Origin of the sequence: Bacillus sp. JJ1127, from assembly GCF_036965845.1 — a bacterium.
Taxonomy (GTDB): Bacteria; Bacillota; Bacilli; order Bacillales; family Bacillaceae_G; genus Bacillus_A.
Map to the genome: position 1 here is coordinate 1,717 of NZ_JBALQK010000087.1, position 20,637 is coordinate 22,353.

General features: G+C 38.6%; 31 protein-coding genes. 29 read left to right on the forward strand and 2 right to left on the reverse strand.

What is annotated here, in order from left to right:
• The first annotated feature begins 246 nt into the window (after positions 1-246).
• Complete coding sequence (locus V7183_RS10010) at positions 247-420, forward strand: hypothetical protein (protein ID WP_335359370.1); 174 nt, start codon at positions 247-249, stop codon at positions 418-420.
• 21 nt (positions 421-441) lie between these two features.
• Here the strand turns inward: V7183_RS10010 and V7183_RS10015 are convergent, their stop codons facing one another.
• Positions 442-780, reverse strand: a complete 339-nt coding sequence (locus V7183_RS10015; RefSeq protein ID WP_335359371.1) for a helix-turn-helix domain-containing protein — start codon at positions 778-780, stop codon at positions 442-444.
• 236 nt (positions 781-1,016) lie between these two features.
• Here V7183_RS10015 and V7183_RS10020 point away from each other — a divergent pair, with 236 nt between their 5' ends.
• The 28 genes from V7183_RS10020 (at position 1,017) to V7183_RS10155 (ending at position 20,154) form a co-directional block, all read left to right on the forward strand.
• Entirely contained in the window at positions 1,017-1,340 is a 324-nt protein-coding gene (locus V7183_RS10020) for a helix-turn-helix transcriptional regulator (RefSeq protein WP_335359372.1), read from the forward strand.
• Between the two features lie 24 nt (positions 1,341-1,364).
• Positions 1,365-1,508 (forward strand): hypothetical protein, encoded by a 144-nt coding sequence (locus V7183_RS10025; RefSeq protein WP_335359373.1) that lies wholly within the window; start codon positions 1,365-1,367, stop codon positions 1,506-1,508.
• 24 nt (positions 1,509-1,532) lie between these two features.
• The gene (locus V7183_RS10030) at positions 1,533-1,694 is read left to right on the forward strand and encodes a hypothetical protein (RefSeq protein WP_335359374.1); all 162 of its coding nucleotides are present in this window, start codon (positions 1,533-1,535) and stop codon (positions 1,692-1,694) included.
• Positions 1,681-3,246, forward strand: coding sequence for an AAA family ATPase (locus tag V7183_RS10035; RefSeq protein WP_335359375.1), 1,566 nt, complete (start codon positions 1,681-1,683; stop codon positions 3,244-3,246). The genes V7183_RS10030 and V7183_RS10035 overlap by 14 nt, the downstream gene beginning before the upstream one ends.
• Positions 3,247-3,256: 10 nt before the next feature.
• Positions 3,257-3,562: a hypothetical protein gene (locus tag V7183_RS10040; protein ID WP_438825164.1), complete on the forward strand. Its 306-nt coding sequence runs from the start codon at positions 3,257-3,259 to the stop codon at positions 3,560-3,562.
• Positions 3,562-3,795, forward strand: coding sequence for a hypothetical protein (locus V7183_RS10045; RefSeq protein WP_335359377.1), 234 nt, complete (start codon positions 3,562-3,564; stop codon positions 3,793-3,795). Before V7183_RS10040 ends, V7183_RS10045 begins: the two co-directional genes overlap by 1 nt.
• A 13-nt stretch (positions 3,796-3,808) precedes the next feature.
• Positions 3,809-4,444 (forward strand): chromosome partitioning protein ParA, encoded by a 636-nt coding sequence (locus V7183_RS10050; RefSeq protein WP_335359378.1) that lies wholly within the window; start codon positions 3,809-3,811, stop codon positions 4,442-4,444.
• Between the two features lie 16 nt (positions 4,445-4,460).
• Positions 4,461-4,838 (forward strand): hypothetical protein, encoded by a 378-nt coding sequence (locus tag V7183_RS10055; protein WP_335359379.1) that lies wholly within the window; start codon positions 4,461-4,463, stop codon positions 4,836-4,838.
• A gap of 5 nt (positions 4,839-4,843) precedes the next feature.
• Complete coding sequence (locus V7183_RS10060; RefSeq protein WP_335359399.1) at positions 4,844-5,902, forward strand: metallophosphoesterase family protein; 1,059 nt, start codon at positions 4,844-4,846, stop codon at positions 5,900-5,902.
• Positions 5,899-6,189: a hypothetical protein gene (locus tag V7183_RS10065; RefSeq protein WP_335359380.1), complete on the forward strand. Its 291-nt coding sequence runs from the start codon at positions 5,899-5,901 to the stop codon at positions 6,187-6,189. The genes V7183_RS10060 and V7183_RS10065 overlap by 4 nt, the downstream gene beginning before the upstream one ends.
• Positions 6,182-6,733, forward strand: a complete 552-nt coding sequence (locus V7183_RS10070) for a hypothetical protein (protein ID WP_335359381.1) — start codon at positions 6,182-6,184, stop codon at positions 6,731-6,733. Before V7183_RS10065 ends, V7183_RS10070 begins: the two co-directional genes overlap by 8 nt.
• A gap of 9 nt (positions 6,734-6,742) precedes the next feature.
• Positions 6,743-7,261 carry a hypothetical protein gene (locus V7183_RS10075; RefSeq protein ID WP_335359382.1) on the forward strand — a complete coding sequence of 173 codons (519 nt, stop codon included), beginning with the start codon at positions 6,743-6,745 and terminating at the stop codon, positions 7,259-7,261.
• 83 nt (positions 7,262-7,344) lie between these two features.
• Complete coding sequence (locus V7183_RS10080; protein ID WP_335359400.1) at positions 7,345-8,937, forward strand: DEAD/DEAH box helicase; 1,593 nt, start codon at positions 7,345-7,347, stop codon at positions 8,935-8,937.
• Positions 8,938-9,026: 89 nt separating this feature from the next.
• A complete protein-coding gene (locus V7183_RS10085; RefSeq protein ID WP_335359383.1) occupies positions 9,027-9,275 on the forward strand; it encodes a hypothetical protein in 249 nt (82 codons plus the stop codon).
• Positions 9,276-9,294: 19 nt separating this feature from the next.
• Positions 9,295-10,029, forward strand: a complete 735-nt coding sequence (locus V7183_RS10090; protein WP_335359384.1) for a hypothetical protein — start codon at positions 9,295-9,297, stop codon at positions 10,027-10,029.
• 19 nt (positions 10,030-10,048) lie between these two features.
• A complete protein-coding gene (locus V7183_RS10095) occupies positions 10,049-13,135 on the forward strand; it encodes a DNA primase small subunit domain-containing protein (protein ID WP_335359385.1) in 3,087 nt (1,028 codons plus the stop codon).
• Positions 13,136-13,179: 44 nt separating this feature from the next.
• Positions 13,180-15,039 (forward strand): bifunctional 3'-5' exonuclease/DNA polymerase, encoded by a 1,860-nt coding sequence (locus tag V7183_RS10100; RefSeq protein ID WP_335359386.1) that lies wholly within the window; start codon positions 13,180-13,182, stop codon positions 15,037-15,039.
• 161 nt (positions 15,040-15,200) lie between these two features.
• A complete protein-coding gene (locus V7183_RS10105) occupies positions 15,201-15,659 on the forward strand; it encodes an HNH endonuclease (RefSeq protein ID WP_335359387.1) in 459 nt (152 codons plus the stop codon).
• 9 nt (positions 15,660-15,668) lie between these two features.
• Positions 15,669-16,265 carry a DNA polymerase gene (locus V7183_RS10110; RefSeq protein ID WP_335359388.1) on the forward strand — a complete coding sequence of 199 codons (597 nt, stop codon included), beginning with the start codon at positions 15,669-15,671 and terminating at the stop codon, positions 16,263-16,265.
• 3 nt (positions 16,266-16,268) lie between these two features.
• Positions 16,269-16,550: a hypothetical protein gene (locus tag V7183_RS10115; RefSeq protein ID WP_335359389.1), complete on the forward strand. Its 282-nt coding sequence runs from the start codon at positions 16,269-16,271 to the stop codon at positions 16,548-16,550.
• A complete protein-coding gene (locus V7183_RS10120) occupies positions 16,504-16,764 on the forward strand; it encodes a hypothetical protein (protein ID WP_335359390.1) in 261 nt (86 codons plus the stop codon). The genes V7183_RS10115 and V7183_RS10120 overlap by 47 nt, the downstream gene beginning before the upstream one ends.
• A 27-nt stretch (positions 16,765-16,791) precedes the next feature.
• Entirely contained in the window at positions 16,792-17,157 is a 366-nt protein-coding gene (locus V7183_RS10125; RefSeq protein ID WP_335359391.1) for a hypothetical protein, read from the forward strand.
• Positions 17,158-17,177: 20 nt separating this feature from the next.
• A complete protein-coding gene (locus V7183_RS10130) occupies positions 17,178-17,321 on the forward strand; it encodes a hypothetical protein (protein ID WP_335359392.1) in 144 nt (47 codons plus the stop codon).
• Between the two features lie 334 nt (positions 17,322-17,655).
• Positions 17,656-18,195, forward strand: coding sequence for a dUTP diphosphatase (locus V7183_RS10135; RefSeq protein WP_335359393.1), 540 nt, complete (start codon positions 17,656-17,658; stop codon positions 18,193-18,195).
• Between the two features lie 10 nt (positions 18,196-18,205).
• Entirely contained in the window at positions 18,206-18,991 is a 786-nt protein-coding gene (locus tag V7183_RS10140) for a hypothetical protein (protein WP_335359394.1), read from the forward strand.
• 32 nt (positions 18,992-19,023) lie between these two features.
• On the forward strand, positions 19,024-19,263 hold the full coding sequence (locus V7183_RS10145) for a hypothetical protein (RefSeq protein WP_335359395.1): 240 nt from the start codon (positions 19,024-19,026) through the stop codon (positions 19,261-19,263).
• 25 nt (positions 19,264-19,288) lie between these two features.
• On the forward strand, positions 19,289-19,933 hold the full coding sequence (locus V7183_RS10150; RefSeq protein WP_335359396.1) for a hypothetical protein: 645 nt from the start codon (positions 19,289-19,291) through the stop codon (positions 19,931-19,933).
• Between the two features lie 44 nt (positions 19,934-19,977).
• Positions 19,978-20,154, forward strand: a complete 177-nt coding sequence (locus V7183_RS10155; RefSeq protein WP_335359397.1) for a hypothetical protein — start codon at positions 19,978-19,980, stop codon at positions 20,152-20,154.
• A 73-nt stretch (positions 20,155-20,227) separates the two neighbouring features.
• On the opposite strand, the gene V7183_RS10160 is transcribed toward V7183_RS10155, so the two are convergent.
• The gene (locus V7183_RS10160) at positions 20,228-20,422 is read right to left on the reverse strand and encodes a hypothetical protein (protein WP_335359398.1); all 195 of its coding nucleotides are present in this window, start codon (positions 20,420-20,422) and stop codon (positions 20,228-20,230) included.
• Positions 20,423-20,637 lie beyond the last annotated feature (215 nt).

Sequence of the window (20,637 nt, forward strand, 5' to 3'; positions counted from 1 at the left end):
ATTAGCTGGATTAGTTATTGTATGTACGTTTACGTTATCATTATCATCAATTTCGAATGAAGTTGGTAAGGGAAAAGTTAAAGAACCTGTAAAAATGATGAAGGATCCTGGGACAATCGGATAACTATCAAAAGAAAAATGCCATTACACTTTCTAGTGTAGTGGCATTTCGTACGTTATAGAGCTTATTCATTTTCTTCATTTTGACATTTTTGAATAATTAATGGGCAGGGGGAGAGATTTGCTATGGAAAAAGGGAACGTGTTTCATGAAACTAAGAATGTGATCGGACAAGTGTTAGACGCTACAAAAGCAAGCTGTGATTTGGAGTATGTTATGAACGAGCTGTACAAACAAGGACGACTTTCGAAAGATGAGTTAGAACAAATTACAAATATCGTGCAACAAAAAAAGGAATAGCATTTGGCTAATCCTTTTTGTTTATTTCTTATCACGTTGCAAGGCAAGTCTGAATACAGGAAGTATACTTTCTAGTTGTTCTTTATTAAGTGGTTCACCAGCCCAATTCAGTTTTCCCTCGGTAAGCATTTTTTCTAAATCAAAATCATCACCGTTTGGGTTATCTGTTCTTCCAAGAATAAAATCTGTTGTAGAGTTAAAGACATCTGCTAACTGACAAAGTACTTCGGCATTTGGCTTTCTATAATTTGTTTCATATCCACCATAAGTGGAAACTGATAGTTCTACTTTTTCAGCAGTTTCTTGAATTGTCCAGCCACGTCTATTACGCAAAAATTTTAATTGTGCCCCGATATCCATGTGTAGAGCCCCCTCAGATTCTCTTTTATATTTCCTAAGAATTATATTTTTTATAAATTCTTGTGTTTTAAAAGTTATTATTTTTTACGTTTGTTATATCTATAAGATAACATTACTCACTATAATTACGCAATCCGCGGAGAAGAAAATTTACAATTTAATTTTAAAAAAGATATTTACTTTTACGCGTAACGCGGATATAATGGAAATCAATTACAATATTGCGGAGGTGCATCATGAAAAGATATTGGCTTGTAGAAATAAGAGAAAAGTATGGTTTAACACAGGCAGATGTTGCGGAAGCTGTAAAAACCAGTCCAACACATTATGGTGACATCGAAACAGGAAGAAGAACCCCAGGATCTCCGTTAGCTATGCGTATCGCAGTATTTTTGGATTTCCCTGTGGAATGGTTCTTTTTGCCTGCATATCTGCATAACGCGGAAAAAACGGTATTAAAACTAGCGATGCAGTTAGATTTTCCTTCGGAGGAAATTTTTTTAGTTAACTTTCCGCGTTTCGCAGAAATAATTAGAAAGAGAAATCAGAAAAATAGCTAGATTTTTATATTAGGAGGCGTGGAGATGAAGAAAAAAGAACCGCGCTTACGTATTCGTAATGAGTACTATGGTACGGAAAAAAAGGAAGACGTATTTCGTGAAGTGTTCGAAATGTACTTAGGTGTGAAAGTAACAGTAACACGAAAGAAGAAAGCGGAAGCTGTTTAGCACTTTGAAAGGGGGTGGTACAGAATGCAACAGTACGTGTCTTATGCAAGTCGCTTAGCAAAAGCTAAAGACATAAAAGCAGTATGTTGCGAAAGTAAACAGTACTTTAAGAGCGGTTCAGAAGAACAAGCGCAAAACATCATGTTAAAACTCACGGAAAGGAGTGAGCAGGTTGTTCAACATTAATGAGATTTTCGTAGAAGGTTTCCAGTCACATACTAATAGTCATTTTAACGTAGGAAACGGACTGAACGTGATAACAGGACCTTCTGACAGTGGAAAAACAGCTTTAATTCGAGCGATTCGCTGGGTGGCCTTTAACGAGCCACAAGGTGAGGCATTCGTAAATGAATCTGTAGGACATGCTACTGTAGCTATTCATCTAGACACAGGCATTATCATTTCGAAACATCGAAGAAAAGGGAAGACATCCTACAGAATACAAACGGATCCTGGCGATGAAGGTAGCACTTTTGAGAAGTCTGAGGTTCCAGAAGAAGTGAAGCAGCTGTTAGGAATTACGAAACAAACCTTTGGAGATTTTACGGCAGCCTTAAACTTCGCGTTTCAGCTAGAGGCTCCGTTCTTAATAAGTGAAACACCATCATCAGGAGCAAAGGTACTTGGGAAGTTAGCAGGAACAGAAGCTGTAGATCTTGCAGTGAAAAGCGTTTCGAAAGATACTTACGCAGCACGACAAGAGAGGTTGCTGGCTGAGAAAGAAATAGAACGCTTAGCAGGTAATTTACTCGAGTACTTAGATGTAGATGATAAAGCAGAACAATTAAAAACAGCTGAAAGTCTAATGGAGTACGTAGAGGAAACGTATAAAAAGAAAGAGGCATTAAAAGAAATAGCTCACACATATGAGAGTCGCAAACAAAAGTACATAACAGCGTCAGAAATAGCGAAGCGGCTTGAAAATGTTCCAGGGTTAATACAAATTCTTGAACAAATAGAAAAAGCCCAGCAGCGTCTGCAAACACTACTGGGCTTACAAAAAAAGTATGAGTCATTGTCCATCGCCAAGAAGACATTGACTGAAAAACTTACACAATTCGATGGATTAATAGAAGCTGATCAGTTGTTACAAGCTTCTATAAAACTCGAAGAAAAACATTCTTTGCTCTCTATCTTATCACATAACCACAAAAAGTATAGTTGGGATTATAGCACGTTAGGTGTACAACTTGAAATGCTATCTGTAATAGAGAGTATCGATATAACTGTGATTGAGGAAAATGTGAGGAAAATAGAGCAATTAACAAAACTCTTAGCTCAATACAATGTTGTGTCGCAACATTTTGAAAAAGTAAGCAGGACTGTCGAGCATTTAACAGTACCGGTCGGAACAGACGAACAATTGAGTGAAATAGGACAAGCTGTAATACGTTCAGACGAATTAAGAGGATTATTAAGAAAATATGCGGATACACATAGTCATTATATGAGATGGGCAAGTACTACGGAACGCCTAAATGTTTCAGGAGATACTGAAAGTCGATTAGTAGAAATGGAACAAAGTATTTCTCGCTTAGCTGATCTAAAAGAGTTGCTTCGAAGATATATGATCGTAAATCAGCAAGTACGTCACCAAACAAGTACTTTGCAACTGTACGAAAAGCACATTGAAAACTACACAAAGGAATTGGAAGAGGCATGGAACGAGGCATGGAACGAGGCTGGTGGAGTTTGTCCACTATGTGAATCGCCGATGTCTATTCAACATTCTCATTAAGGGGTGAATCGTGTTGATAGATACGGATAAAGTGAGTGAGTTTTTACAAACAGCTGAAAGGTTGAATAATTCGTTAATGGAAATCAATGAGATTATTGAAGCTTTTGAAGATACGTCCAATGTACTAAAGGTTTCGCTATCTCATAAAAAATTTAATGAGAATTTACCAGTAAGTGCATTAGAAAGTGTAGGAGAAAAGCACATTGATTTTGCTATCCGACCGTCTGTGTTGGCCTGTTTAAAAGATCAAAAGAGATTTGTGGAATCAGAGTTGCAAAATTTACTATCGAAACAAATTGAAGGGGGAAATGAGTAATGGAATTAAAGCAACGTATTGAAATCGCGAAAGCAAATTTAAAGAAAGCGGAAACTGCAAAGATTCAAGCAGAGGCTGAGAAAACGTCAGCAGAAAAGCAGTTAAAGGAAATCGCTGAACAAATGGCGCAGCATGGTGTAGCGCCAGAAACGATTCAGGAGGAAATCAATAAGTTAGATACATCAGTTAAGGAAAACCTGGAGCACGTCGAACGACTCATTCCACAGGTATAAGGAGGCAGGTCTTATGTACGAGCTTCTAAAAACAAGAACTGATCTTCGTCAGGTAAGTGACAAGCTGAAAATGAAAATTGGCCAGCGTGATCTGTTGGTTAAACAACAAAAAAATGCTGAGGCAAGAAAAGCAAAAGCTGAGGAGCAACTTGGAGAGTTTGATTTAGTACAGATTCTTCTTCAAAAGACAAGTGACTATGCACGGCAGCAAGCAAAACGTCGTATTGAAGAAATTGTTACTTCTGCTCTTACAGTTGTATTCGATAAAGATTACAAATTCGAAATTGAAATCACTGTAAAAGGTAACCAACCTGTAGCGGAATACTGGCTCCAATCTGAAGGAGTACGAACGCAATTAAAGCCACCTGATTACGATCGTGGCGGTGGCGTAGCGGATGTAGTGAGTTTAGCACTCAGATTGGCCGTAGGTGAGCTTAGTGGTGTGAGAGGACCGTTACTGCTGGATGAGGTAGGAAAGCATGTGAGTCAAGAATATGCTCCGAATGTTGCCTATTTCTTGAAGGAATACAGTATTAAATTTAACCGTCAAATTATTCTTATTACGCACAGTACTCATTTAGCTGAGATAGGTGACGTAGCTATTGGTGTGACTCAAAAACAAGGAAAAAGCATTGTAACTGCTTTATAGAAAGGGAGATTTGTAGATGTGTATGAAATGCGAAATAAAAAAGGCGCTAAAAGGTGCATTAGCAGATGTAGCTGGTTTAGAAGTAACTGAGAAAGTTATCGGTAAAGCGACAAATGAGCAGTTACAAGAATTGCAAGCTGTAGTAGATGCGGAAAAAGCTATAAAGAAACAACTTGATGCAGAGTATAAAGCTGAAATTGCACCAATTCGTGAAAAATATAAAACGCGTTTAAAAGAGTTAGGGGATCCTGTCATTGATCGCTATAACGAGGTTTGTATGGAGATCCAGAAAGACTTAGGTATTTCCGATGAGGACGATGTATCGATTGACATGAGAACAGGTGAGGTAACTAAAGAAGTCATTAAGAAAAAAGAATCAAGCAACCTTCACTAATGAATATGCAGCACATCATAGAGGGTGGTATTACCTTAGATGCAACGTTACGAAGAACGAGGAAAAGTAGAGGTGAGAGCATGAAATTTTTATACTTCGGCGATCCACATATACGAGGTACGAACCCTCGTAACCGTAAGGATAACTACAAAGAGGCGCTAATTGCAAAATTACGTGAGATTTTCGCATTAGCAAAATACAAAGGTGTCCAGGCTATTATTCAGCCTGGAGATACGTTTGATAGACCTGAAGTTACAACAAGTGTGTTACTAGAATTTGCGAAAGTGCTGAAGGAGAGTCCGGTACCGATTTATACAACAGCCGGAAACCACGATATTTATGGATACAATCTTGCAACCTATGAACGGACAAGCCTCAGAGTATTGGAGCTGATTGTCCCGCAACTTACAGTCATTAATGATCCTGGAAAACCTCAAATGTTTCATCAAGACGGTAATCATGTTCAACTAACGTTTACACCATATAGTGATCGAATTGATAAAGCTGGGTATGGCTACTCACCAGAAGTAATTGAAGATTATGAATCAACAAAAATACATGTAGCTCATGGAATGCTACTTGATCATGATCCACCGTTTGACCGGTACACAAAAGTACAAGATGTAAAAACTGAGGCGGATTTGGTTTTGTGCGGCCATGATCACACAGGTTTCGGTATTTATGAGCGTTCAGATGGAAAAATCTTTGCGAATATCGGTAGTATTACACGTTTATCAGCGTCTGAAGTGGAGATTACAAGACCTATACAAACGTTACTTATTGATGTAAAAGCACCAGGTGTTTTCGATTTAGAACGGATACCACTTCAAAGTGCGAAGCCAGGTGAAGAAGTGCTTGATCGTAGCCGGATTGAAGCTGAAAAGAAACGAGAATATGCGATGCAAGAGTTTGCTTCCTTGATTCAAACAGAAACTGGAGATGACGTATTAGTGGATATTAATACGATTGTTGAAAGTATTGCAAAGACTGAAAGTATTAATCCTGATGTAGTAGAAATTGCGCTTACGAAAATCGCAGAAGCGAAGGAGGGGTTACGAGCATGATTGTAAACAAACCGCAGTTTGATGAGAACGAGTTAGGTGAAGGTACGGCAATACAGGTGTCGATTAGCAGTAAGGATAAAAATGAACAAAAAACAAATTGGAATGCGGTTGTGGTTGGTTTTACACCACTTGCGCTAACTGTCGCAGGTTATGATTCCAAACCACTAATGGATATAGAAACTATAGAAATACGAATAAATCAAGTTACAAAGGGAAAAGTATCTATCGAAAAATTAGTTCGACCAATACGTTGCACAGATCCTGAGGAGGTTTCTACAAATGTCTGAATTAAATAAACAAATTCGTAGTTTACAAGAGGTACATGGGACAGAAAAGTTACTCGCGGCAGCAAAAGAAATCTTAGGTAAAAAAGTTCCGAGTGACTATGTACGTGTGTTAGATCCACTTGAATTACAAGCATCTTTACAACAAATTGATGCTGTAGTACAGGACGTTATCGATAAAGGAAAAGCACGTGAGGAAGCTTACGGTGAAAAAATTAAGCTGTTAAAACAAAAAACTAAGCTTGAAACACAGGTTAAATTAAAAGAGGCAGAAGCTTTTATGGCAATTCAGCATGAAGGTAAAAGTCAATATGTAATCATTGATAACCAGAAAGTTATTTTAGGAAATGACAAAATGCGTGATGCTTATCGACGTCAATATTCAAAAGTTGAAAGAGAAGAACTGGCGGAGATCGAAGCTGAATTAAGTGCGATAGATACAGGGTTATCTGCAGCAAAAGACGCTTGGGAAACAGCGAAAGAATCAGCGGATCTTGTAAAAGCAAAAGCATATGTACAAGCGAATCTACTGAAGTTTTTGGCGTAGGAGGTTGCTATGGATCCAAAACAAACAGCACTGAGAAATAAACAACGCGAACGTCAGCAGCGTGGTGATGACTTCCAGGCAGAAATCAGAAGAAGCTGGAGACATATTCCTAACGTATGGCGTATGAGAATAGCAGATGGTGCCGGTGCAACTCGTCCAGGTGACGAGATTGTGCTGACACCTGAAGTCAATATATTAGCTGAAATGAAACGTACTGAAAGTCGTAGATTTTCGCTAGATTATATGAGACCAAATCAGATTCTTGGTTTACGAGATTTTGACCAGATAATTGGTAGAAATTTAGGTTTAGTATTTATCAGTTTTCTTAACGAAAGTAAAGGGCTTGATGAAGCATATGCGTTTAGACTTCTTACGGTTCTTATCCATATGAAAAAGCGAAATGTGAATCATATTAAACTTGAAGAATTTCGAAATCAGACGGTTCCATGCGTACCACTTCCAAGACTTACATACCACGAACCTTCTTACGATTTATCGGGGGTGCTCACTTGCTACAAATCTTTGTAAAACACAACATCCGAATTAGAGGTACCAGCACACCATTAAAAGCAGCTATTACCAAGGCATTAACATTTGATAATCCGGCATATGTGAAAGCAAGAAAACAGCGAAGAAGAACATGGGGTATACCAGCAAAACTGGAGTTATTTTTGTACGACCGTGGTGACATTGTTACACCTCGTGGGTTTTTATCACAGCTGGAAGGGATGCTAAAGAATCTAGGCTATGATCCTGGCAAGATAATCACATCGCAAATCTCATATGGCCGAGATGTTAGCTTCGGAGAATGGAACAATGACTTTGTTTTAAAAGCAGATCAGACGCCGATGGTTCAAGCGCTTATGAAACAAAACGGAATTGGTGTAGCGCCAGCTGGATCCGGTAAAACGGTTATGGGAATGCGCTACATCTATGAAAAAGGAAAAGCAGCCTTATGGCTCACTCATACAAAAGATTTAATGTATCAATCCGCAAAGCGTGCCCAGGCTACAATTCCTGGTATCGGTCGTATCGGCTTCTTTGGTGACGGGACTCATGATTGGGGAAATGGAAAATTAATCGTTGCAACTGTACAAACATTGCAACGAAATCCTCATTTGATTGATGCACTAAATGATTTTATTGGAACAGTAGTCGTAGATGAAGCGCATCATTTCCCAGCTGTCCAATTTATAGAAACAGCTGGTCTATTAACAGCGGAAAATATGATTGGACTCACAGCTACCCCATCTCGTAAAGACGGATTAGAGATTTACATGTATAACGGCGTTGGTCCAAAAGTCTATGAGATTAGTCGAGACGGGATGTACGAGGCAGGACGCTTAATAAAACCGACAGTGAAATTTGTCTATACAGGATTTACTTATGAGACTGCGAGTAATCGTAATGAGATTGATAGTGTCGATGCTGGTGGTGAAGACCTTGATTATACAGATTTAATTCGTCATCTCATATCAGATGAAAAACGCGCAAAGTTAGTTGCTGAAAACATTGTAGATCAGTATCCTCTAGGACCTACAATTGTTATTACTGAATCAGTTCGTTATTGTTTCGTGTTACAACAGCTTGTTCAGAAAATGTTCAAACAACGATATGGTGACACGTATTACGGGAAGCCGTTCAATACAGCTGTAGTTCATGGGGGAATCAGTCGTTACACCTGGAGAAAAGCAAAGAATGAAAAGCAGGCGCAATGGCTCATCGATAATGGACATGCAGTAGATAAAAAACAAGGCAAGTATGGATGGCAAGTAAAGGTTGCTCAGTATACGGAAGAAGAGTTTCGTGACTGGCAGGTAACCAAGCAACAACGTAAAGGCATTTTAGAAGCATGTGATCGGAAAGAAGTAGATATTTTATTTGCAACTCAGTTAGCACGTGAAGGCTTAGATATGCAGCATTTAGCAGTTGGCCACATGGTAATGCCAAAACGTGGTGATTCACGTGAAAGTAATAGTGGTTCATCTGTAGAACAAGAAATCGGACGTATCATGCGTCCTGATCGGAACAATCCACATAAAAAGGCGTACTGGTTCGATTACGTTGACTATAACGTCGGTGTCTTTAAAGACCAGTATCATAGCCGTAGAAAAGTTTACGGACGTATTGGGTTAACAGTACCAAGAAAACCGAAAACAGAGCGTGATCATGTAGCTGAGTTTCTAAATGATATGCCTTGGTGAAAGGGGTGGTAAACATGAAGAAGTACGAACACTTAGGAGCACTTTATGAAATCACTGAGTTAATCGCTTCAGCGAAAGAGGTGAAGTAAGTGGAACAAGAAGTGAAAGAAAAGCTTCGCAAAAGTGTTGTGATGGCTGTAGGACGTGCATGGAACAATTTAAAGAACATTATTCACGGTGTCGCTAAAGATATAGAAAAAACGGCACGAACTATGCAACCAGTTGTTAAAGAAATACAGCGAGTTGAGAAACAACTTACAAAGTTTAGACGACAAGTAACGTATCGCAAAAAGAAAAGCCAAGCAAAACGTAAAGCATGGAAAAAATATAGCCTATAAAGGCATGGGAGGAATCTTTATGACACAAGAAACAAATCAAAATGAAGTAGTAGTTCAAAATACTGCAGTAGCAAAAACGAACAATGGCAGCAACTATATTTCAGCTATTTTAGAAGAAACAAAGCAAGGATTTGTTGAAGCGAACAACGGTCTTGATATGGATTTCGTTCGTATGGGTGATTGGTTAACGATCAATAAAAAAGGTAATTTTGTAGAAAAAGATGATGAAAATGTTATGTACGGTGAAAGCATCGATGTAGTAATCGGATACGGCGAGCAACGTTGGTCTGTATGGGGATTAGAAGATTCACCAGAGGCAGGACAATTAATTGTTGCTGAGAGAACGAAAGAAGAAGCTGAAGTTGTATTCAATCAATGGCTAACAGAAAATCCTCAAGCTGCAGAACGTTACGAACTGGATGATATCAAACTTCGCTATATGGCGTCAGTTGTGCCTGTGTCTACATTAAGTCCAGATGACTTTCCAAATATCTACTTAATGTCGTTTAGCCCAACAGATACATTAATCTTTGGTAAATATGCAATGAATTTATATAAAGGTAAATATAAAGCACTTAGTATTCCTTCAAAATTAGGCGTCAACAAAGTGGTAACACGTCTTGTAACAGTGGATCGCAAAAGTCGTACAAATGCGAGTCAGTCTTGGGTAGGGATTGACTTCCAGCCTGTAGGTGTATTTAATCCAGCTGATTACGGAATTAACGTAGAAGAAACAGAAAAAGCTTCAGAATAACTAAGGAGGGCGTCTACAAATGGCAAAAAAGAAAGATAAAACAAGTGATTATCAATATGTAGACGCATGGTACAGCAATCAGAACGGTAGAAGCATTCCGTGGAAACGAATTCCTTCTTCTGAAGTGAAGCAATTCCAAACGGGAGAGGCGTTCAACTTCAATTGCTTTGCTACGGTTCAACGATTTGCGAACGACACAAAAGTTAAGGGGGAGGCATTCATTGCCCCCCTATATTTTGACCTTGACCATGCGGAAGACCCATCAGTCAGCCAAAAAGATGCGATTAAGCTGGTTGAATTTTTCACGAAGGAAATGGATGTACGCGAATCGGATATGTGGATCTATTTCTCCGGATCAAAAGGATTCCACATCTTAATAAGCTCCGATGCACTCGGTATCGAACCGAGAAATGACCTTCATAAAATCTTCAAACATATAGCTGGATATTTGGTCCATCGTTTAGGACTTACATCTCTTGACCTTGTGGTGTATACGGAAAAACGTATGATTCGTTTGCCGAACAGTATGCACCAAAAAACAAATCTATTTAAAACAGAAATTAGTGTCGAGGAACTAAACGATTTGACACTTGAGGAAATCAAAGATAAAGCAAAATCACCAAGACATGCAGACGAGTTACCATTTACACCGGAAGACCGTAAAAAGTACATGAAATACCGTCCACGTGCTGGATATCTTTTGATGGATAAAACAAAAGAATATGAACAAGCTGCAGCAACAAATGCACGTCGATACGAAAAAGAAGAGTTCCAATTTAAGAAAGACAAACCACCTGCTTGCGTTATCGATATTTTAAATGGTGGGTGGAAAAAAGACGGTGACCGGAACCAAGCAACTGTACAGCTTGCTTGTTACTTCAAAGATGCTGGATACACAAAAGAAGAAACAATGAAAGAGCTGGAAGAGTGGGTACTGAAATTCACATCGGAAGAAAATAGCTACGGGAAACAACAACGTGTGGCCAATACGCGAAGTGTGGTTGATGCGGTTTACAGCAAAGATAATACATACAAATTTGGATGTGCTTTTATACGTAGTCTTCACGGTGAAAAGAAACCAGGAAGCAAAGACTATGAACGTGTAGCATGTGCTGGTGATATGTGTCATTGCATCAAGAAGAACATGGAGGAAGAAGAGAATGCAAAGCTTCTTCACTTAGCAGAGACAGGGAATGCTGAATTAACTGGCAAGCTAGTCAAAACAAGAGTAATGGTTGCTGGTAAGAAGCATACTCCTTACATCATCCCAAAGAATATTGAATATCATTGCTGGGGAAGAGACAACTGTAAGAAAGCACATTGCCCACTTTACGATATTCCGACACATACAGGATACAAAGACCTAGGAGTAAGTGATCGAGAAGTCATTCAAATGACAGGTGTTGGTGATGACAATATAAAAGGAATTTTGCGTCAGCTTTCAGGTATTCCAGATTGTTCGAAATTCAATACGGATATTCTTGAAAACATGAACGTAGAGGAGCTACTTGTTATTCCAATGGCTGAAGAAGATGACGAAAAGCAAGAGCAACATAAAGGGAATTATGTACTACGTAAAGTGTACGCCGTAAATGGATTAAATGTAAGTGAAAACAAGTATTACGAGTTAACCGGTTATGTTTACCCCCATCCAAAGAACCAGGAATCTACATTGCTTATCAAAAGTGCTACACCACTTCAAGACGTGGTTGAAAGCTTTGAATTAACTGAGAAAGTAAAAGAAGATTTGGCATCATTTCAACCTGCTGATTATACAGCTGATTCAATTGAACAAAAACTTGCAGCGATATGCAACGACTTAACATATAACGTGACTCACATTGTAGAGCGTGACGAGACATTACTTGCAGTACTTCTAACCTTCCATAGTGTGTTAAGGTTTCGAGTCCCTTGGGATTTAAACCATGTTCGTGGATGGGCTGAATTAAAAATAGTAGGTGATACAGGTACCGGTAAATCAGCATTGATTGAAAAGGTAATGAAATTCGCAGGGCTTGGTACACGAGTAAATGCGGAAAGTACTTCTCGTACAGGTTTAACATACAAAATGGAGCAGTCAGGTGCTCAAGGTGCATGGTACATCGTTTGGGGCGCTTGGCCGTTAGCTGATAAAGAAATGATCTGGATTGATGAAGATACAGGTATTACGAAAGATGATTATGGTGAAATGACGCTTGCACGTTCAGACGGAAAGCTGGAAGTAAAACGAGCTGTAACAGCAGAAACACCTTGTAGGGTACGAGCAATTATGTCAGGTAACGTACCGAAAGGAAAACGATTAGCTGATTACTCTCAAGGTGCTGAGAGTTTAAAAGATATTTTTAATAACGAGGATATAAGACGTTTTGACTTTGCAGTCTTTATGAGAGCAAGTGACGTGGATCCTGAATTATATAACCAAACCTTACCTACGTACCCGTCAATCATTCAGAAAGACACACTGAAGAATAATATCTTGTTTGCCTGGTCCCGTAAACCGGAAGACGTGTTATTTACAGACGGCACAATAGAAAAAGTGTTAGAAGTAGCGACAGACCTTGCAAAAGTATATGGAAATGCGAATGACATACCACTTGTTTCACCTTCGGATCAACGGAATAAGGTGGCACGATTAGCGGTTGCTCTTGCAGCTCTTACACATTCAGTTGACGAATCAGGAGAACGGATTCAAGTTTGGCCAGGACACGTTGAGTTTATTGGGGAGTACTTGAAAGCACTATACAATGCTCCAGGTTGCGGCCTAAACTACTATGCACGTTTAGCGATTAAAGAGGAAGAAATGACAGAAGAACGGTATCAGAGGTTCACGAAAGACCTTAAAAAAATCGATACGTTAACAGGTGAAATGAAGTTCTACGAGTTTATTAAACTCTTTGCACAGCAAAAGTATTTACGCCTGGGAGACGTAGAAGCAATGCTTTCCATCGATAAAGAAGAAGCAAAAGCGATAGTGAACCAATTGGCGAAAATGAGGATGATCGTTTTAACAAGTGGCGGTTATCGAAAAACACCACGCTTTAATGCATATATTGCGTATTGCATGAAAAAAGGAATCTTTGACCATATACAAGATGACTACTACTAGTCTATGGACAAGTTACCCAAATATGACTACAAGGAAGTGAAAATATGAAACTCGGTAATTTGTTTGGAAAACCGAAAACACTGGCAGGAAGCAAAAAGCCTACGCCAGTAAAACAATCAAAACTAGCTGTAGAGATGGAGAAAAAGAAAAAGCCAGGGCAATTTGATATTGTGTGGCCAAAAGTAGAACCACAGCAAGTGAAAGACTATCAACCGATTCTTACAGTCAAAGAGCTGAAAAAGTACTTAGAACGTTGTGTACAAACAGGGAAAGCAGGGTTTGACTGGGAGACTGCAGCAAGTGAAGAGATTAGAAAACACTACGCAAAAGCGTTTGAAGATATAGAAATTTCATGTTCAACAGGTGCTATCGATGAGAAAGAAGCGGAGAAACAAAGAGAAAGCTTGAAAAAAGAGTATCTACGAACACCATTGGATCCATGGAAAGGTGAAATCTGCACAGTTTCTCTTTCAGCGGCAGCGCATGAGTCACGTGTTATCCCAATCTCACATAAAGTTGGCCAAGTGTTTGAACCGGAAATGTCTAGGGACGAAGCTCGTAAGGTGGTACTTGATTTAATCGATGAGTACTTATTCAAAAATGAAGAAGTGTTAAAAGTAGCGGTAAACCTATCATTTGAGACAAAATATGCAGTCAAATACGGGAAGTACATTCTTGGTAAAGTTGCTGATCCACTCATTATGTGGGTGCGATGCTTACAAATTGTAGCGCCTCATAAAATTAAAAATCCTAAGAAGCCTACAAGTGGCTGGGGATTAAAACCAGCTACGAAACACGTTTTTGGTGTAACAATGAACGATTTTACAGCTCTTTTAAAGAAACACAAAGTTGATTTCTTTGACGAAATCGATGCGAGCAAAGGCGAGGGGTTATTGTACTCAGCTGAGGACGCTGATTATGCCTTGCAGCATTACGAATATTGGTCTCAAATTGCGCAACAGATTCCGCGTTACGCAGAATGGCTACATAAAATTGAAATGCCATTCACACGTGTTATTGGTCTTATGGAGTACTGGGGAATGGCTTGGGATGAAAACCTTGCTACGCAAAAGAGACAAGAAGCAGAAATTATGCAAGAACAAGCAGCTGAGCGAATTAAGCAAATCGCGAAAGAAACATTCAACATTGATATAAATACCGGTAAATCAGGTAAAACAAACGAAGTGAAAAGCTTAATGTTTGATTACTTAAAAATACCGGTGGCTAAGTACGGAAAAACGGGAGCAAGTCTGGATCAAGAGGCGCTTATTGATATGGCCTTTATGTTAGAGAACAAGCTGAATGATATAGATGAAGAAAAGTATTTGAATGTTCCACTACCTGAAGGTTGGGGAGAAATTGATCCTGACACAGATCCTACGTTAGATAAAGCAGAGCGTGGAGCAATTCGTATTGCGAAACGTGAGCCACATCCATATAGGGAACAAGCATTAGAAGTTATCGACCAACTGAAGAAGATTCAGAAGTACACGACACTTCTTTCTTCGCACATCGTAGGACGTGAAAAGTACTTGAATTTTATAAGCGGACGGATTCATGCAGGATACAGTCCATTTACGGAAACAGGTCGTTTAAATAGTTTCAATCCGAACGGTCAAAACGTACCTCGTCTCGATAATGATGAATTCGGAATCCGTAATTTTTATGTACCAAAGCCAGGGAAAATATTATTCTTCATTGACTTCTCAGGTTTCGAACTTCGCTTAATGGCCTGGAAATCAGGCGATGAAGTCATGACTGAACTGTTTAATACTGGAGGTGATATGCATCGCAGAACAGCATCAGTAATGACTGGAAAGCCTGAAAGCGAAATCGTCAAGAAAGAACGTACGGATGCAAAAGCAGGTAACTTCGGTAGAGTAATAGGGCTTATGCCGAAGTAAAACTCACTCAAAACGGGGAAGGCTAAGGGTTTTCACCTATGTTAATCCCGTGCTGCCGTAAAAGGTAGTGTATCGACTTATAATAGGCCGGCTAGGTATTTACCTAAATCAATCGAGCTTATTTATACGGTGGGCTAAAGGTGTGAAAGGGACTGATAGCTTTGACTAATAACGTAACAAACAAGCCTAAAACATGTTTTGTTTGTAAAAATGAATATTTACCTACCAGTAATAGACAGAAGTATTGTCCTGATTGTAAAAAAGAAATTCAAAAGCAATGGGACAAGGATAAATACAAAAGAAGATACGTAAAAAAGGGCTACAACCAAAAAGGAAAAAACAACAATAACTGGACTGGCGGTACAGCACCTTACTATAAAAGAATCGCTTATGAAGCTTATGGAAAAGTGTGTAACCGTTGCGGTAGCGAGGATGAAATTGTTGTTCACCATAAAGATAGAAATCGTAAAAATAACGATATTACTAATCTGGAAGTCCTTTGTAAAAAGTGTCATCAACATGAACATGAATGCTGGAATAACTTGGGTGAATATTTAGGGAACAAAAACGTGTTACGTGACGAGTTAGGGAGATTCAAAAAACATCTTAAGAAGGTATAGTCAGCGCCCGTGGAAACACGGGATACAGTGATAAGCTACGGCGGTACAGAACACGCATTGCAGTTTACATTTAAAACAAAATACTTAATCCGTAAAACGTTAGACGAATGCGCGCAAATCGTAAATGCAGTTAAAACGGCGTATAAACGTATACCTGAGTATCAACGCAAGATTGTTTTAGAAGCACGTGAACAAGGATATGTACAAACGATTTACGGATACATTCGAATGCTTCCAGACATCAATAGTGGTAACAGAAAAGACCGCGGTTCTGCTGAAAGACAAGCAGCAAATACACCAGTACAAGGCAGTGCAGCTGACATCATGAAAAAGGTACAAAACGAAATTTATGAATCTATCGGTACACAAGTGGGTGTATTGGCTCATGGTAGCACGGATATGATTGCACAGATTCATGATGAGGTTATTTTTGAAATGGACGATGATCCAGAAATTGTAGCTGCAGCAGAAAAACAAATTAAACAAGTTATGGAACAACCACCCGTGCCAGGATTCCCAGTACCTGTAGAAGCAGATGCGAGTGTAGGGTATCGATGGGGCGAGAAAATGAGCGTTGAGTCCTGGCTTAAACAAAGGGAGGAATAGCATGTGGCAAGAGGAGAGGGACCACGAAAGGCGTTTTTTACAAAGCATTATGCAACAACATTACCACGTGTCAAACGAGCGAGAATCGTAGGAAGTATTGCTGGAGAACCGTACAACATGGTTTGGGTAGTAAGTTCACTAAGACAAGATAAAAGAACGGGAGTATTGCAACCGAATCCCAAAGATCTATACGCAGAGGAGTTGTTTAATAACTGTTTTAAAAAGTGGAGGGAAGATGATGGCAGAGAAATTGAGTCGTCAGCAACGCCGAGCGATAGAACGTGAACGAAAGAAAACATTGGAACGACAAAGCTTCCATCGTGGGGAGGTACAACAAGTGTCTCTCCTATCGTACAAAGATGGCCGTACTTTAACATTACGCGCAGCAAAAGAAGTTTTAGGTTTAGGTCCTGTACGTTTAGAACGTGTGAAAGAGAGATTAGAAGAACTAGAAAACGAGAATTTTAATGAGCTGTTTTTACAGCATTTAAGAAAGTAAAAGAGCTGTAGGAAAGGATGTGCAGTTGTGAGTGGTAAGCAGCAAAGAAAGGGGTATGACAATCGGAAAAGTGACCGGAAGTTAGAACGAATGAAACGTGAAATGGCAAAACAAAAAAGAAAAGTAGCAAAAGGTGAACCACGAAAGGCGGTAATTTATTTGCATAGTTCAGAGCAACAGTTAAAGGATATAGCGCAAGAAAATCGTGATTTGAGATTAGAAGTTGATATGTATAAGTCGCAAGCCAAAAATCAAGAATCGTATGTCTCAAATATCTTAAATGAAAATAAAGAATTACATTTGCAGGTTTTAAAATGGCGTGGGAAGTTTCTTGTCTTGGCCGCTTCATATATGGTCGTAGCAGTCATTATCAGTTTTGTAATAGCGAAGTAAATCAGAAGGGAGGAGCCATAGTGTGCCAAACAAAAGAACGTGAAGCATTTATGGATGACAATGAATTTTGGAAAGATGTCTATTATTACATGGAAGAGTATTTGTGCAATAAGGATGAGGCTGTAGCAGTTGTAAGTGAAAGATATAAAAGAAAAGGAGTGTAATCATGTCTTGTGAAAATTGCAAGCATCAAAATGAGAAACTGTACAGTCAACTTTTACATGGCGTACTAAACGCACTCCAGGAAATTAAGAAAGATATTAAACGCCTGGATGTAGAAAACTCAGTGACATTCAAACAAATGTACCAGGAACGTTTCGACGGCATGATCTACGCGATTGTACATTACATGGATAAGACAAAAACGCTGTATAATGCAAAGTTTGACACGAATAACGAATTCTTCTTTGAGAATTTTAAACATAGATACGCGGATTATCACAATTTAGATGAGTATATCAAGTTACTAAAAAACGTGATTAGTAGGAGGACGTAACGATGAACATCATCCATTTATTCCAGCTTCAAAAGGAGCTAGATAGCAAGATTGTGGAGAAACGTGGTTTGCAGAAAGTATCACTATTTCAAAAGAAGAAACTTTCGTTTCGTGATGAGCTAAGTGAATTATTACATGTATGGCGTGGTCATAAATATTGGAGCGAGAACAATAGGCCTGTAACAAAAGCTGTTCGTAATGAAGGGCAGATGATGGAAGAAGACAAGCAGTACTATAATCCGTTATTAGACGAATTTGTAGACACGTTGCATTTTGCCTTATCTATCGGCTTAGAACGTGAGTGGAACAAATATATTGATAGCTTTGTAGTACGTACAAATAGAGGACATACAGAAGAAGACATTATCGATGTATTCAACGACTTATATGAAAACAAACTGTGGTCAGCAGCACACTATATGACTCTTATCAACGACTTAGCGTATCTTGGCGCAGCACTAGGATTTACAGCAGATGAAATCTATCAAGCTTATATAGAAAAGAACCAAATTAATCACCAGCGTCAAGCATCGAACTACTAAGGAGGTGAGTATGGTGGGAAGAGGGACTCTTTGGAAGAAAGAAGAACTGGAGTATTTGGAGCAGTATTGGGGGACGTACAGCATTAAACGCATGGCAAATAAGTTAGGGCGCTCTATCAGTGCAGTAAAACTAAAGGCATATCGCATAGGGTTAGGAGATGCGCGTTTGCATTTTAATGGACTTACCGTATTCCAGTTAGCCGATGTTTTAATGGTGGACTATAAAACAATTGAATCGTGGTGGGTACGCTTCGACTTCCCAGTAAAGTTAAAACTTTTTTCTGTCGAACAACGAATAAAAGTTGTTTCTTACAATGACTTTTGGAAGTGGCTGAAAAAATACAAACAAGTAGTGAATTTTGCAAAAGTGGAACCTGGTATTTTAGGACCGGAACCTGAATGGATGAAAGAAAAGCGTAACGCTGATTTGTTAAGAAGAAAAAAGCAGCAAAAGCCATGGAACAAGGAAGATGATCTAATACTTCGAAGCATGGTAAAAGCTCATTGTTATACGTATCCGGAAATCGGGAAACGTCTCCAGCGTACTGAGTATGCAATAAAAAGAAGACTGGAAGATCTCGGTATTAATGACAGGCCAGTGTATATAGAAAGTCACTCGAAATTTACAAATGACGAGATACAGAAAAGTGTGGATCTGTTTAATAAAGGATACACCGTGGACGTGATTGCAGAAAAATTAGAGAAAAGTGCTTTAGCATTAGTACACGCATTGGAGCATAGAGGATACAGGTTTAGAGCTAAGACAATTTTACAACAGAAAGAGACTGTGGTGTAGACTTTGAATCTTATTAAAAAGGAGCGATTTTTATGGAAAACGAAATTAAAATGCACCATGTAATTATTAATGGAGAGCCTACAGAACAGGGTGTTAAGGATTATACGGATAAGGGATGGATGTATTTAGGTTATGATTTTGCGGGAAAATATCACCCTTATGCTTGTGATACTGATACAGTAATGTTTTTTGCAAAGCCGATTGATAAAGAAAAGTATGATGCTGAAATGAAGGCGTTTAGAGAAAACCACTTGCCCGATTGTGAAGGTTAATTTAAAACGAAAAGGAGAATGAGAAATGGCACGAATCAAATTAATCGATGAAACAACAGATCTGTCACAGGTAAAAATGCCCATCGGGTGGGATTTAGAGGTAAACAGTGTTCCTTATGATATATATCGTATCGAAGGGTATGTTCATACAATTGGCGGTAAGATGGGAGAAAATTGTTATTGGGCTTGCCCTTCAGGTGAGAAGCCAACTTTTAAAAATTTAATTGAATTTAATGGAGATGCACCAACTTGGGGCGTAACTTTTGATAGATCTAATTATATAAAAACAAAGTGGGATGAGACATCAGTTGAATGTAATGGCGGTTGCTGGATAACACGAAACGGGAAGAAATTTTATGAAGTACCTGCACGATATATGGATTATGGTTTAGCGAAAGCGCAGTATCTTTTAGTAAAACTTTTAGAAGAGTGTCCACTCTATTTATTGGAAAGGAATTGGAAGGAAAAAGCTATCGGACGCAAGATTTGGTATGAGAATCAACCAGCTAAGATAACACGCATTACTAACGATAATGAATTATGGATTGAACCAGACGGTATTCCATGTTTTAAAGCTCCTGCTCATTGGGCTCGTGAAGATTATTCTGATTATGAAAATGGATTACGTGTAGATTTATTGTCACCTGATATTTATTGGTTCAGGCATTAATAATTTTAACACAATCTTTATTTGGGAGAAAGAGAGGAAACAACATGGAAGATAGCAATAAAAAAGGAAAATGCAATTGTGGTAAAGAGACTTTTAGAACGGTTAAATTTGGTGAGTCGTCAATGTATATTTGCAACAAATGTACAGAAGAACTTGCTAACTATCTGATGGAACTTGCTAATGCAGATATGTGTGAACATGATTCGGAACGTGTTAATTAAAAACTAAAAAAGCGTTATTTATATAGAATAATCCCCTGAAATTTAGGGGATCTGGGGAGATGCTTATGAAAAATTATTCTATAAGTAATGGCATTCTTTCAGTTTCAAATCTTTCATATTCTATAGGGCAATTTGCAGGTATGCTTATAGGTTCTGAACATTCGTTCACTAGAGTTACTCTGTAAATTTCTTCGTCAGAAGAGGAGAAAAATGTAATTTTGATTTTTGATTTAGGGAGAATCGAAAACACTGGTATTCTACTTGTCATACTAATCAGCTCCTAAGTTATTTGATTTTATAAGAACCCAAAAGTGTATTCGATAAATATATATGAATTTCTTTTATAAGAGTATTACTTTAATGAATTGAGAAACTTAATAAAATAGTTATCTTATAGTTATCTTGTAGAAAAAGTGGGTGAGATCATGTTAGCACCGCAGACGTACGTGTGTGACTATTGCGGAAAAACAAATACAGAAAAAC

Bases quoted from the DNA above. Each gene is read 5' to 3' on its own strand.
- V7183_RS10065 (WP_335359380.1), top strand. From the start codon at position 5,899: ATGATTGTAAACAAACCGCAGTTTGATGAGAACGAGTTAGGTGAAGGT.
- V7183_RS10045 (WP_335359377.1), top strand. From the start codon at position 3,562: ATGGAATTAAAGCAACGTATTGAAATCGCGAAAGCAAATTTAAAGAAA.
- V7183_RS10090 (WP_335359384.1), top strand. From the start codon at position 9,295: ATGACACAAGAAACAAATCAAAATGAAGTAGTAGTTCAAAATACTGCA.
- V7183_RS10145 (WP_335359395.1), top strand. From the start codon at position 19,024: ATGGAAAACGAAATTAAAATGCACCATGTAATTATTAATGGAGAGCCT.
- V7183_RS10060 (WP_335359399.1), top strand. From the start codon at position 4,844: ATGCAGCACATCATAGAGGGTGGTATTACCTTAGATGCAACGTTACGA.
- V7183_RS10020 (WP_335359372.1), top strand. From the start codon at position 1,017: ATGAAAAGATATTGGCTTGTAGAAATAAGAGAAAAGTATGGTTTAACA.
- V7183_RS10155 (WP_335359397.1), top strand. From the start codon at position 19,978: ATGGAAGATAGCAATAAAAAAGGAAAATGCAATTGTGGTAAAGAGACT.
- V7183_RS10050 (WP_335359378.1), top strand. From the start codon at position 3,809: ATGTACGAGCTTCTAAAAACAAGAACTGATCTTCGTCAGGTAAGTGAC.
- V7183_RS10075 (WP_335359382.1), top strand. From the start codon at position 6,743: ATGGATCCAAAACAAACAGCACTGAGAAATAAACAACGCGAACGTCAG.
- V7183_RS10100 (WP_335359386.1), top strand. From the start codon at position 13,180: ATGAAACTCGGTAATTTGTTTGGAAAACCGAAAACACTGGCAGGAAGC.
- V7183_RS10010 (WP_335359370.1), top strand. From the start codon at position 247: ATGGAAAAAGGGAACGTGTTTCATGAAACTAAGAATGTGATCGGACAA.
- V7183_RS10135 (WP_335359393.1), top strand. From the start codon at position 17,656: ATGAACATCATCCATTTATTCCAGCTTCAAAAGGAGCTAGATAGCAAG.
- V7183_RS10015 (WP_335359371.1), bottom strand. From the start codon at position 780: ATGGATATCGGGGCACAATTAAAATTTTTGCGTAATAGACGTGGCTGG.
- V7183_RS10030 (WP_335359374.1), top strand. From the start codon at position 1,533: ATGCAACAGTACGTGTCTTATGCAAGTCGCTTAGCAAAAGCTAAAGAC.
- V7183_RS10095 (WP_335359385.1), top strand. From the start codon at position 10,049: ATGGCAAAAAAGAAAGATAAAACAAGTGATTATCAATATGTAGACGCA.
- V7183_RS10140 (WP_335359394.1), top strand. From the start codon at position 18,206: ATGGTGGGAAGAGGGACTCTTTGGAAGAAAGAAGAACTGGAGTATTTG.
- V7183_RS10025 (WP_335359373.1), top strand. From the start codon at position 1,365: ATGAAGAAAAAAGAACCGCGCTTACGTATTCGTAATGAGTACTATGGT.
- V7183_RS10150 (WP_335359396.1), top strand. From the start codon at position 19,289: ATGGCACGAATCAAATTAATCGATGAAACAACAGATCTGTCACAGGTA.
- V7183_RS10160 (WP_335359398.1), bottom strand. From the start codon at position 20,422: ATGACAAGTAGAATACCAGTGTTTTCGATTCTCCCTAAATCAAAAATC.
- V7183_RS10070 (WP_335359381.1), top strand. From the start codon at position 6,182: ATGTCTGAATTAAATAAACAAATTCGTAGTTTACAAGAGGTACATGGG.
- V7183_RS10120 (WP_335359390.1), top strand. From the start codon at position 16,504: ATGGCAGAGAAATTGAGTCGTCAGCAACGCCGAGCGATAGAACGTGAA.
- V7183_RS10055 (WP_335359379.1), top strand. From the start codon at position 4,461: ATGTGTATGAAATGCGAAATAAAAAAGGCGCTAAAAGGTGCATTAGCA.